Annotated in this window: 10 protein-coding genes and 2 tRNA genes; 8 read left to right on the top strand and 4 right to left on the bottom strand. The window is 59.7% G+C overall.

What is annotated here, in order from left to right; translation table 11 throughout:
- Positions 1-525 precede the first annotated feature (525 nt).
- Positions 526-602, bottom strand: a tRNA-Pro gene (locus ATU_RS04010).
- 264 nt (positions 603-866) lie between these two features.
- Between ATU_RS04010 and ATU_RS04005 the strand changes: the two genes are divergently transcribed.
- The 4 genes from ATU_RS04005 to ATU_RS03990 all read left to right on the top strand — a co-directional run bounded on the left by ATU_RS04005 (position 867) and on the right by ATU_RS03990 (position 4,168).
- Entirely contained in the window at positions 867-1,289 is a 423-nt protein-coding gene (locus ATU_RS04005) for a hypothetical protein (protein WP_006310261.1), read from the top strand.
- Positions 1,290-1,677: 388 nt separating this feature from the next.
- The gene (gene mqo / locus ATU_RS04000; protein WP_035256346.1) at positions 1,678-3,393 is read left to right on the top strand and encodes a malate dehydrogenase (quinone); all 1,716 of its coding nucleotides are present in this window, start codon (positions 1,678-1,680) and stop codon (positions 3,391-3,393) included.
- 192 nt (positions 3,394-3,585) lie between these two features.
- Positions 3,586-3,867, top strand: a complete 282-nt coding sequence (locus ATU_RS03995) for a type II toxin-antitoxin system ParD family antitoxin (RefSeq protein ID WP_010971166.1) — start codon at positions 3,586-3,588, stop codon at positions 3,865-3,867.
- Positions 3,857-4,168: a type II toxin-antitoxin system RelE/ParE family toxin gene (locus ATU_RS03990; protein WP_010971165.1), complete on the top strand. Its 312-nt coding sequence runs from the start codon at positions 3,857-3,859 to the stop codon at positions 4,166-4,168. The genes ATU_RS03995 and ATU_RS03990 overlap by 11 nt, the downstream gene beginning before the upstream one ends.
- Positions 4,169-4,180: 12 nt before the next feature.
- On the opposite strand, the gene ATU_RS03985 is transcribed toward ATU_RS03990, so the two are convergent.
- Positions 4,181-4,255 (bottom strand) — tRNA-Gln (locus ATU_RS03985).
- Between the two features lie 203 nt (positions 4,256-4,458).
- Between ATU_RS03985 and ATU_RS03980 the strand changes: the two genes are divergently transcribed.
- Complete coding sequence (locus tag ATU_RS03980) at positions 4,459-5,367, top strand: MBL fold metallo-hydrolase (RefSeq protein ID WP_010971164.1); 909 nt, start codon at positions 4,459-4,461, stop codon at positions 5,365-5,367.
- Positions 5,368-5,545: 178 nt separating this feature from the next.
- Here the strand turns inward: ATU_RS03980 and ATU_RS03975 are convergent, their stop codons facing one another.
- Entirely contained in the window at positions 5,546-6,466 is a 921-nt protein-coding gene (locus ATU_RS03975) for a DUF1499 domain-containing protein (protein WP_010971163.1), read from the bottom strand.
- 760 nt (positions 6,467-7,226) lie between these two features.
- Between ATU_RS03975 and ATU_RS03970 the strand changes: the two genes are divergently transcribed.
- The 3 genes from ATU_RS03970 (at position 7,227) to ATU_RS03960 (ending at position 9,568) form a co-directional block, all read left to right on the top strand.
- Positions 7,227-8,591 carry a dicarboxylate/amino acid:cation symporter gene (locus tag ATU_RS03970; protein WP_010971161.1) on the top strand — a complete coding sequence of 455 codons (1,365 nt, stop codon included), beginning with the start codon at positions 7,227-7,229 and terminating at the stop codon, positions 8,589-8,591.
- 205 nt (positions 8,592-8,796) lie between these two features.
- Entirely contained in the window at positions 8,797-9,129 is a 333-nt protein-coding gene (locus tag ATU_RS03965; protein WP_006310255.1) for an MliC family protein, read from the top strand.
- Positions 9,130-9,295: 166 nt separating this feature from the next.
- Complete coding sequence (locus ATU_RS03960) at positions 9,296-9,568, top strand: hypothetical protein (protein ID WP_006310254.1); 273 nt, start codon at positions 9,296-9,298, stop codon at positions 9,566-9,568.
- On the opposite strand, the gene ppdK is transcribed toward ATU_RS03960, so the two are convergent.
- The gene (gene ppdK, locus ATU_RS03955) at positions 9,546-12,272 is read right to left on the bottom strand and encodes a pyruvate, phosphate dikinase (protein WP_010971160.1); all 2,727 of its coding nucleotides are present in this window, start codon (positions 12,270-12,272) and stop codon (positions 9,546-9,548) included. The genes ATU_RS03960 and ppdK overlap by 23 nt on opposite strands.
- Positions 12,273-12,395: the final 123 nt, after the last annotated feature.

Here is a 12,395-nt window from a genome sequence, read left to right as displayed (position 1 = left end):
CGAATTTGCGCGCGGTCGCTCCGCCAGGCGACCCAACAGAGGCTCGTTGTTCGAGAGAACAGCGGGCCTCTTTTTTGATCGCGACAAATTGATGACCACGACAGCCCCTGAAATTCGGGGCGCAAGGCGATGACGGGTAACTTCTGAGGTTGTGGATCGGAATCGAGGCTTTTAAGACTTTCAGATGTCGCGCGTCCCCTGAAACAAGGCCGCCGCGACATTGAGGCCTGGCGCTTGGCGGAGCGACGGGCCTCTTTCGTTCGGGTGACCGGCTGCGGCGTTTAAAAGCCGGCCGAAACGGGCTTGTTGGCGTGCCCATGCTGGCGTTGATGTTCATGAGGCCGCTGCATGCTCGGCACTACCAGCGATGAATTCGAAAGAACATATCTGCACAACGCTCCAGAATTCCAGCAAGTGCTGCAAACGCATTCTGAAACCGTGCGCATTCTGTGCGCATAGGCAAAAACGGCTATATTTAAATAAGAAGATAAAACGCCAGAAAGCCTGACACACAAGGCTTCAAGCTGGTCGGAGTGAGAGGATTCGAACCTCCGACCCCGTCGTCCCGAACGACGTGCGCTACCAGACTGCGCTACACTCCGTGACCAGCAGCGCGTCTATAGACCAGCCTCCGGCATTCGACAAGCGGCTTATTGCATTTTTTATGACAAGTTTTTGCCGTCCCGTGCAACAGCCCCGTCAAGCACCCGCAGAGTGCGGCGGAAGGGCAGAAAACGTTACAAAAAAGCAATTGTGGCAGGAAATTTTCGTCAAGCCGCACACCTCCCCTGCCCCCCGCCGCCAAATCTGCTAGGGGAACGGAATGACCGGCGGGAAGCCGGACACGGCACAAAGGACATTTCACCATGCTATTTCGCAGCGTAACGCTCGCAGCGTTTGCCATTGCGCTCTCCGCCTGCACCACCTCCACCGGTGGCTCCGCCCCCACATTTGCTCAGAAGAGCCCGGTCGAGACCCGCTGGGTCGGCCAGTCAGCCGGTATTTTCTTCGCAAAATTCGGCCCGCCGCTGAGCGACACGGAAACCGGCAGCTCCACTGTCTATAACTGGCGCGGCGGCTACAAGAAGGCCACCATTCCGGCCAAGTTCGAAGAAGGCAAGGATGGCAAGAAGGGTCGCCAGATCTCGCCGGCCCGCAGCGCTTCGCTCTCCTGCACCGTGCAGCTGGTTGTTTCCAGCGACTACAAAATCACTGCCGTACGCACGGTCTCCGACCGCCCCGGCGTCAACGGCCCGAGCTATTGCGCGGAATTCCTCGCCGCAAACTGAGCTGTCGGCTCCAGACCGAACACAACAAGGCCCGCCCGAAACGGCGGGCCTTTCACTTTTCCGGGATTATCGTCATTTTTTCGGAAATAAATCGGCACGCAGTAGCGCCGCGCCACCCATCCTGGCCGGCAAAATACGGCCGGGCGCGCTTTTCGCCATATCCGGCCGATAGAACTCTTTCAACCGTTTGAAAGCATCGCCTAATCTTCACCGTGCTGAAAATGACAATTCGCAAACGGCCAAAATTCGCCCCAGCGACCATATGTCCCGGTCAAATTCCCGCAAAAACGCTTGAACTGGAGTAAATGGGCCCGGGTTGTGCCGCCATGCGCTTTGCTATAACGGAGCGATCGGGAGGAGTGTTTTTAACACAAAACAAGAATCAGGTATGGCCGTGACTCCCATCGATCAAGACAAATCCCAGCTCACTGATCTCTCCCATGCATTTCCGCTGAACCGCCGACAGGTTCTGGGCGGCGCGCTCGCCGGAATTGCCGCAGCGGCACTGCCCTCTGCACCGCTTCTCGCCAATATGGCTGCCAAGAAGGTCGATGTGCTCCTCATCGGCGGCGGCATCATGAGCGCGACGCTCGGTGTGTGGCTTCGCGAACTGGAGCCCACCTGGTCGATGCAGATGCTGGAGCGGCTGGATGGCGTGGCGCTTGAAAGCTCCAACGGCTGGAACAATGCCGGCACCGGTCACTCCGCGCTTGCCGAACTGAATTACACGCCGGAAGACGACAACGGCAACATCAAGATCACGCAAGCCGTCAACATCAACGAATCCTTCCAGATTTCCCGGCAGTTCTGGGCATGGCAGGTGCGCAACGGCGTTTTGAAGAACCCGCGCTCCTTCATCAACCACACACCGCATATGAGCTTCGTCTGGGGTGACGAGAACGTCGCCTATCTGGAAAAGCGTTATCAGGCACTGAAGGCCAGCCCACTTTTCGCCGGCATGGAATTCTCCACCGATCCGGAACAGATCAAGAAGTGGGTGCCGCTGATGATGGAGGGCCGTGATCCTTCCCAGAAGCTCGGCGCGACCTGGTCGCCGCTCGGCACGGACATGGAATTTGGCGAAATTACCCGCCAATTCGTATCGCATCTGCAGAGCGACCAGAATTTCGACCTGCAGGTCAATAGCGAGGTTTCCGACATCCAACGCAATGCCGATGGCAGCTGGCGCGTGACCTATACCAACACCAAGACCGATGCCGAACAGGTGGTGGACGCGAAATTCGTGTTCATCGGCGCCGGCGGCGGTGCGCTGCATCTTTTGCAGATGTCCGGCGTTCCCGAGGCCGATGACTATGCCGGTTTCCCCGTGGGCGGCTCGTTCCTCATCAACGAGAACCCCGACGTGACGATGCAGCATCTCGCCAAGGCCTACGGCAAGGCCTCTGTCGGCTCGCCGCCCATGTCGGTGCCGCATCTCGATACCCGCGTGCTGGGCGGCAAGCGTGTCATCCTGTTTGGGCCTTTCGCCACCTTCTCCACCAAGTTCCTGAAGGAAGGCTCCTATTTCGATCTCGTCTCCTCCGTCACGACCAGCAATGCCTGGCCGATGGTGCGGGTGGGCATCGATGAATATCCGCTGGTGGAATATCTCGCGGGCCAGCTGATGATGTCGGATGACGACCGTTTTGCCGCGCTGAAGGAATATTTCCCCAATGCCAAGCAGGGCGAATGGCGCCTGTGGCAGGCCGGCCAGCGCGTGCAGATCATCAAGCGCGACGAGGAAAAGGGCGGCGTGCTGCGGCTCGGCACCGAAGTCGTCGCTGCCAAGGACGGCAGCATCGCCGGCCTGCTCGGCGCTTCGCCGGGTGCCTCGACCGCAGCACCGATCATGCTCAGCGTTCTGGAAAAGGTCTTCAAGGACAAGGTGGCAACGCCGGAATGGCAGGCGAAACTGCGCCAGATCGTGCCGAGCTACGGCACCAAGCTCAATGACGACCCGGAAAAGGTGCGTGAGGAGTGGGCTTACACCGCTGAACACCTGCAACTGCCGACGCCGCCGCAGATCGATCTCGAGGCGCTGAAGGGTGCCGGCGCGGCGCCTGCGGGTGCGCCGGTGAAGAAGGTGCCGGATATCGCGCTTTAAGGTTTAGCTGCGAAATTTAAGATTGGACGCCGCGTGTCTCTGGATGCGCGGCGTTTTTGTTGGAGGCGACTTCTTAATATCCAACGCATCCGGTTCCATTTACAGTCGCACGGTCCCTGCAGGCGCCGAAAATGATGGAATCGCAATCCAGCTAGTAGTAATAATTGCTACCAACTGCGAAGGAGATCATAGATGGCCAATGTGGAGAAGATCAGCGTTTCGATGACGCCGCAGCACGCCGAAATATTGCGGGATGCCGTGGAAAGCGGCGCTTACGCCAGCAGCAGCGAAGTCATCCGCGAAGCAATGCGGGACTGGTCGGCAAAATGGGTTCAGCGACGCAACGACATCACCAAGCTGCGCGCATTATGGAGTGAGGGCAAAGCCAGTGGCAATTCAACCGAAGTGGATTTTGACGAAACGCTCAATGAAGCGCGGGCGGAACTTGCTTCGTTGAAGAATCGTGACCACTAAGCTTGTCTGGACGCCCCGCGCACGCAGCGACGTGAAGAAAATCTATGTCGATATCGGCAAGTCACAGCCTTTGGCTGCGGAGCGGTATTTTGCCCGTTTCCGCGCCAAAGCGGAGAGCCTGATCGACCATCCCCATCTTGGCGAACGCCATCCGGAAATTTTTCCGTCTGCCCGCATGCTCGTCGAAGCACCTTACGTCATTCTCTACGAAACCGTGCCGGATACGGATGACGACGAAATACGTTGCGTGGAAATCGTTCGTGTGAACGACGGTCGCCGGGACCTGCGGACACTGTTCTGACTTTGGAAGTGATGGCTGGGGCGCCAGGATTCGAACCTGGGAATGCCGGTACCAAAAACCGGTGCCTTACCGCTTGGCGACGCCCCAACAGGGCAGCGAGAGCGAAACGCCGCTGCCTGAACCGCGCCTGATTAGCAAAGCCTGCCCGGCGCGGCAATGACCCGGCGACCAATTTTTTCACAAAACCCAAGCTTTTTGGGTGCCGGGCCGCAGGCGGCATGATAGGGCTTGGCGATTGTGCGGCGGGTGCCGCCGGCATTTTCGGCATGGCATTCATTCAGGAGGTCTCGATGGCGGACCCGGCATTCGATCTCGATTTCAAGCCGGCCTATGGCGAGGCGGTTCCTGTCGCCCCGCTCATCCAGCGCCTCACCGTCAACAATCCTTCCGCCTTCACCTTCCATGGCACGAATTCCTATATCGTCGGTGACCGCTCCGTTGCCGTCATCGATCCGGGTCCGGAGGATGAGGCGCATTTTCAGGCTTTGATGGCGGCACTTGATGGGCGCGAGGTGACCCATATCTTCGTCAGCCACACCCATCGCGATCATTCGCCGCTGGCCAGCCGGCTGGCACAGGCGACCGGGGCGCTGACGGTGGCGGAAGGTCCGCATCGCGCTGCCCGGCCGCTGCATGTGGGCGAAACCAATCCCTTTGCCGAAAGTTCCGATACGGCTTTCGCGCCGGACATTACGCTTGGCGACGGGCAGAGCCTTTCCGGCGACGGCTGGAGGCTGACCGCGCTGCATACGCCGGGCCACACCGCCAATCACGCCGCCTTTGCGCTTGAGGGCAGCGGCATCGTCTTTTCCGCCGATCACGTCATGGCCTGGGCCACCACCATCGTCGCACCGCCTGATGGCGCGATGAGCGACTACATGGCCTCGCTGGAGCGGCTGCTCGCCCGCGACGACCGGCTGTTTCTGCCCGGCCATGGCGGACCGGTCACCGACCCCGCCGCCTTCATGCGCGGGCTTCGCGCCCACCGCCGCATGCGGGAAAAAGCGGTTCTGAAGCGTATCCGCGACGGCAACAGGCGGATCGCCGATATGGTGAAGGTGATCTATGCCAGCACCGACAAGCGCCTGCACGGCGCGGCCGCCCTTTCCGTGCTGGCGCATATCGAGGATCTGATCGAAAAGGGCCAAGTGCGCACAGACGGCGCGCCTTCGCTGCTGGGCGAGTATTTTCCGGTCTGACGAGGGTTTTGGCGCGAGACATCTTCGAGGATCGACCGCCTCATCTCTTTGCTGCGCCGTTTGACGGAATGAGCGGATACCGCCTGTTCTTCTCCCGGGCGGGGAGAAGAAACAGAGGCGATGCAAAGCCCCAATCTTGCCGAAGCTTAGCGGCAGCCAAGCTTTCGGCGTCACGAACTCAATTGTCGTTCAACCCTTGCATTTCCGCATCCAGCGCATCGAGATAAGCCTCGGCAATCACCGCACCCATGCCGAGATCATGCGGGCCGTAGCGGGAGGCCACACGCACGTCGACGATGGTGGTTTCCGCCTCTTCCTTGAGCCGGATGAGGATATCGAAACGCAGGCCCCAGACGCGGGTGCGGGTTTCGCCCTGCATCAGCACCACGCCACTGCCATTAAAGAAGGTGGGCTGCGGCGCTTCTGCCGGGCGGGCCATGGGCACGGGCACGATGGAGGGCAGGTCTTCCACCGGCGCATCTTCCGTGGGCTGCGTCCTGTCCTGCGGCGGCACGCCGACGGAGGGGGCATCTTCCGCGCCGATCACACCCTTCGTATGGATAATGCGGATGGACTGGGCTGCGGCCATTTTTTTGGCGGCGGCATAGATACGGTCGATTGCACCTTCATAACGACGGCCGGCTAGGCTCGCATAAGCCTCCATCTGCGCATCGCGGTCGGCTTTCGTCACGGCCACCGGCCGCACCAGCCATTGCTGGTTGGCGGCGGGTGTGGCCAGCCATTCCGGCACGTCGGTCAGATCAGTGGAAATGTCGTAAATCTTCGGCTGCTGCCAATAAAGAAAGGCACCATAACCAACGACGCCGAGTGGCAGGGCGGAGAGAAGCAGCGCGGCCAGCGCCGAAAGCCCGCCGCGCGCGCCCGTGGTCCACAGCCGCTCCAGGCCGATCAGCGCCAGAAGCACGGCCACGAGAGCAATGCCGGCGGCAATGATGAGCAGCCCGACAAGATCCGGCGTCGTCAACGGCCCGAAGCGATGGATGCCGGCGGCGACAAGAAAAAGCGCCAGCGCCGCAAGACCGAGATAGCGGGAAAGATAGGCTGCCACCGAAAAAGGCCGGACGAAACGCACAGTCATGGAAGCGGATATCCGTTAGATCGCATTGGCTTGAAAGCGTTGCACCCGAATTCTGGCAGGGAATCACCTGCATATGATGTCATAGACCGGATTTGCGGCGAGGAAAACAAAAGAGGGGTTTGATCTGCGGGTAAAGCGTGCTCACAACCTCCGAAGACCTCTCTTCCGTCATGCCGGACATGATCCGCTGCTGTCCGGTTTAAATTTCGAGGCAGAATGCAGTCCCCTTGAAGTCGGTGATAAAGGGTGAACATTCACTCAACGTCATCCTCGGCCTTGGGCCGAGGATCTAACCACGTCGAATAAAAACAATACGTTGGCAGATCCTCGGGACAGGCCCGAGGATGACGTCGGCGCAATTGGCATGACTTTCCTTCCCATCGAACGACGCCGCTCTTCTTTGGTCTCCGGTTAAGGCGAAAATCCGGAAAGCCTATTCGAATGAGAGTCTTGTGCCTTGTCCAGAAACTTAAACCGGACCGTAGTGGACATGGTCCGCGGTACGCAACGCTCCTGCCAAATGCAGATGCTCTCCGGGCTTCCGATATTGCCCCGACCGACGGACAGGCTACGGCAACAAGAAACGAGAATATTTTTCCGCATTCCTGCCGATTAAGAGAATAATTACCCGACAATGCAACAAATACGCAAGTCCATCCCTTAATTGCTGAGGAAATCGGCGTATCCTCGGCGACCTCCCTCGAGAATGCGTGTAAAAAGTGCAACATTCTCGTTTTCTTGCACAATAAAGAGACAGATCATGTCACAGGCAACGACGTCCGCCGGCTCCTCCGGGTCGAAACCCTTTTATCGCAATTTCGGCTTTCAGGTTCTGATTGCCATGGTCATCGGCCTGCTGCTCGGCCTTGTTGCCCGCAACATCGGCCCCGATGCAGCCGGCAATCCGAACTGGCTTTCGGTCACGCTGCAGACCATCGGCAGCATTTTCGTGCAGCTTTTGCGCGCGCTCGTACCGCCGCTGATCTTTACGGCTATCGTCGCTTCCATCGCCAATCTCAAGAATCTTTCCAATGCGGCAAAGCTCGTCTGGCAGACGCTTCTGTGGTTCGCCATCACCGCCCTGATCGCCGTGGTCATCGGCATCGTGCTCGGCCTCGTCATTCAGCCGGGCGTCAACACGGCAATTGCCAACACGGCAGCGGCGGCCCCTTCTTCCACCGGCTCCTGGCTGGATTTCCTGAAGGGTCTCGTTCCGGCCAACGTCTTCGGCCTTGAGGCGTCTACCAAAATCACCAACGGCGCCGGCAGCACCTCGCTGAACTTCAACGTGCTGCAGCTGCTCGTGGTTTCCATTGCTTTTGGTGTCGCAGCCCTCAAAGCCGGCAAGGCGGCGGAACCCTTCCTCGCCTTCAACCAGTCGCTGCTCGCCATCGTGCGTAAAATCCTGTGGTGGGTCATCCGCCTCACCCCCATCGGCACCATCGGCCTGCTCGGCCGCGCGGTTGACCAATATGGCTGGACGACGCTGTCGCAGCTCGGCTGGTATGCGGCGGCCGTTTATATCGGTCTCGCGCTCGTGCTCTTCGTCGTCTATCCGGCGCTGCTTCTCGCCCATGGTCTGAAGCCTTCGCGGTTCTTTGCGGGCGCATGGCCGGCCATCCAGCTGGCCTTCGTGTCGCGCTCCTCCATCGGCACGCTGCCCGTCACCGAAACCGTGACGGAAAAGAGCCTTGGCGTGCCGCGCGAATATGCCGCCTTCTCCGTGCCGCTCGGCGCTACCACCAAGATGGATGGCTGCGCCGCGATCTATCCGGCAATCTCGGCGATCTTCATCGCGCAGTTCTTCCAGGTGCCGCTCGGCATTCAGGAATATGTGCTGATCGTCTTCGTGTCCGTGCTCGGTTCCGCCGCAACGGCGGGCCTTACAGGCGCGGTTGTGATGCTGACGTTGACGCTTTCCACGCTCGGCCTGCCGCTTGAAGGTGTCGGCCTGCTGCTCGCAATCGATCCGATCCTCGACATGGGCCGCACGGCGGTCAACGTCGCCGGCCAGGCACTGGTGCCCACCATCGTCGCCAAGCGCGAAGGCATTCTCAATGAGGCGGTTTATAACAACGCCAAGGATATCGACACGCTCGATGACCGTGAGGCCGTGACGGCCTGACGGAGAACTGGTCAAAAAGATACGGTGCGCTCCACTTCGAAGCGCACCGTAAATAACGTGCGCCACCCGGCTTCTCGCCAGAATATCCACATTTTTGACAAAATATAAAACAAAATAAGTAAATATAACTGAATATTAGATTAATTATACTTCAGTTATATTTAAGATAAAACTCCACAACGTCAAAAATTTGGAAAATAAAAATATGAAAATATTGTATTTTACAATCATGAGCATACTGGCACTTAATGCCCATGTATCGTCAGCAGCGGCCGGTTCCACGACGGTCGACGCCGTGTCTTACGCCTGTGCAAACAATGAAACGATGCGTGTGGTCTACGTCAACGGCGCAGACGGAAAAAGTTTTGCAATCCTTTTGCAGATGGACGAAATGATCCCGATGGCGGAGCAGAGAACCGCTTCCGGCGCCGTCTACAAGGCGATCGATCGAAATTACACCTATGTTCTGCGCACCGAGGGCAACAGTGCCACTCTGAGCGACAGCCGGGAAACGCTGCTTTCCGGCTGCACTGAGTGACGGCTCGCACGCGAGAGGCGCTTGCAGCGTGACCGAGGTCTTTGTGCATGGAAGCGAGGCGCGGCGGCAACTTTCCGCGCCAGCGCGACTTTTCCCCAAATGCAAACAGGCGTATCAATCGCGGCGATAAAAGTGCCGTACGGCTGTCATATCAGGGAGAAACAAGATGCGTGTTTCCATCGTCCTCGGTTCGCTTGCCGCCCTCGTGGCGCTCACCGCCTGCCAGACGCTGACACCGGAAGAGCGCCGGGCGCGGGATGAAGCAACATGCAGGGGTTATGGTTTCCGCCCCGGCACGGACCCGATGGCCGGTTGCCTTCTCGATCTGGAGATGGACCGCCGCGCCGACAACCGCGCCTGGCAGGCGCAGATGAACCGCGACATGTTCTACCGGCCGGTCGTTGTCGAGCGTCAGATCATCGTCCGACAGAACCCCTGACGGGAATGAAGGCGACGTTGCTTGGTGTTTCCCCCTGCTTTGCCTTTGCAGCGAGCGTCGCCTGCGCCGCCGCAAGCCGGGCGATGGGCACGCGGAAGGGTGAGCACGACACGTAGTCTAGATCCGCATCCTCGCAGAAATGGATCGAGGCCGGATCGCCGCCATGTTCACCGCAGATACCGAGCTTCAGTTCCGGCCGCGTCTGGCGGCCGCGTTCGGCGGCAATGCGGATCAGTTCTCCCACACCGTCGAAATCGAGCGAGATGAACGGATCGCGTTCGATGATGCCCTTGCGCTGATAGGTATTGATGAAACGCGCCGCATCGTCGCGCGAAATGCCGAAAGTCGTCTGCGTCAGGTCGTTGGTGCCGAAGGAGAAGAATTCCGCCGCTTCTGCAATGACATGGGCACGCAGGGCCGCACGCGGCAGCTCGATCATGGTGCCGGTCAGATATTCGATGCTCATGCCGGTCTCTTCAGCCACCTCCGCGGCCACCGTGTCGATGACAGCCTTGACGTAATCCAGTTCGGAGCGGAGGCCGACCAGCGGCACCATGATCTCAGGCACAACAGGCGCACCGGTGATGCGCGCCGCAGCCACAGCCGCTTCAAAAATGGCGCGTGCCTGCATTTCGGCGATTTCGGGATAGGAAATGGCCAGCCGGCAGCCGCGGTGGCCGAGCATGGGGTTAAATTCGTGCAGCGCATCCAGCCTTTGGCGGAACACCGTCTGCGGCATGCCCATGGCGGCTGCGACCTCGACGATCTCACCATCGCTCTTCGGCAGGAATTCGTGCAGCGGCGGATCGAGCAGGCGGATCGTGACCGGCAGGCCGTGCATGATCTGGAACAGCTCGGTAAAATCCGAACGCTGCATCGGCAGAAGCTGATCGAGCGCTGCCCGCCTGCCCTTTTCGCTTTCGGCAAGGATCATCTCGCGCATCACATGGATGCGGTCGCCTTCAAAGAACATGTGTTCGGTGCGGCAGAGGCCAATACCCTCAGCGCCGAAGGCACGGGCGGCGCGGGCATCGGCCGGCGTATCTGCATTGGTGCGCACGGTCATTCGGCGCAGATTGTCCGCCCATTGCATCAGCTTGCCGAAATCGCCTGACAGTTCCGGCTGCGTCATCGGTACTTCGCCCTTCAGCACCCGGCCGGAAGAGCCATCGATGGTGATGACATCGCCGCGCTTCAGCATACAGCCGACGCCGATCAGCACCTTGTTACGCATGTCCACGCGCATGGAGCCGGCGCCGGTGACGCAAGGGATGCCCATGCCGCGTGCCACCACGGCGGCGTGGCTGGTCATGCCGCCACGCGTCGTCAGAATGCCTTCGGCGGCATGCATGCCGTGAATATCTTCCGGGCTGGTTTCGATGCGCACCAGAATGACACGACGCCCCTCGGCTTCGGCGGCGACCGCCTCTTCCGATGTGAAGACGATCTCACCGGTCGCCGCACCAGGCGAGGCCGGCAGGCCGGAACCGATGATAGGGCGGGAAATGCCGGGATCGATGGTCGGGTGCAGCAGCTGGTCGAGCGACGACGGCTCGATGCGGCAGACGGCCTCCTCCTGCGAAATCAGCCCCGCTTCCACCATATCGACGGCGATTTTCATGGCGGCGCGGGTGGTGCGCTTGCCGGAACGGGTCTGCAGCATCCAGAGCTTGCCGCGCTCGATGGTGAATTCCAGATCCTGCATGTCACGGTAATGCGTTTCCAGCCGCTTGCAGATCGCAAGAAATTCGGAAAACGCCTCCGGCATCAGCTTTTCCATGGAAGGCTTGTCGGAACCCGATACCAGCCGCGCGGCTTCCGTGATGGATTGCGGCGTGCGGATGCCCGCAACCACGTCCTCCCCTTGCGCATTGACGAGGAATTCGCCGTAAAGCTCCGCCTCACCGGTGGAGGGATTGCGGGTGAAGGCGACGCCGGTTGCCGAGGACGAACCGAGATTGCCGAAGACCATGGCCTGCACGTTGACGGCTGTACCCCAGTCACCCGGAATATTGTGCAGATGCCGGTAGGTCACGGCGCGATGATTGGTCCAGCTGGCGAAAACGGCGCCGATCGCGCCCCAGAGCTGGACATGACAATCCTGCGGGAAGGCTTCGCCGAGCTCGTCCTCGATCAGCTTCTTGTAAAGCGAAACGACGTGCTGCCATTCGACCGCCGACATGTCGGTATCGTATTCATGGCCGAGGCGGCCTTTCTCATCTTCGAGAATTTCCTCGAACATTTCATGATCGAGGCCCATGACGACATCGCCATACATCTGGATGAAACGGCGGTAGCTGTCCCAGGCAAAACGGGCATCACCCGCATCATGGCCCAGCGCCTCGACCGTGCGGTCATTGAGACCGAGGTTGAGGACGGTATCCATCATGCCGGGCATGGAGGCGCGGGCGCCGGAGCGGACGGAGATCAGCAGTGGCGAATGGCTGCCGCCGAAGGTCTTGCCGGTGACAATCTCCATGCCGTGCAGCCCGGCCATGACCTGCAGCTTCAGCTCTTCGGGAAGATCGCGGCCATTCTTGTGATAAAGCGCGCAGGCATCGGCTATAATCGTGAGGCCGGGGGGAACGGGTAGGCCGAGACTTGCCATTTCGGCAAGGTTCGCGCCCTTGCCGCCCAATATAGCAACGTCACCTGCCCCGCCTTCGGCAGCACCATTGCCGAAGGTATAAACCCACTTTTTCATTCCACGCTCTCCACCCAGAAGCGTTGTCATTTTTCTATCATCTACAGCATTGCCAGCATGTTGGGAACGCCGCAACGTGCAGTTTACATCGCAGTGCAGCATAATTGCGGCAAATTGCGCGCA

Origin of the sequence: Agrobacterium fabrum str. C58, from assembly GCF_000092025.1 — a bacterium.
Lineage (GTDB): Bacteria > Pseudomonadota > Alphaproteobacteria > Rhizobiales > Rhizobiaceae > Agrobacterium > Agrobacterium fabrum.
Note: the sequence above shows the minus strand (reverse complement) of the source record. Positions and strands in the feature narration are given on the sequence as shown.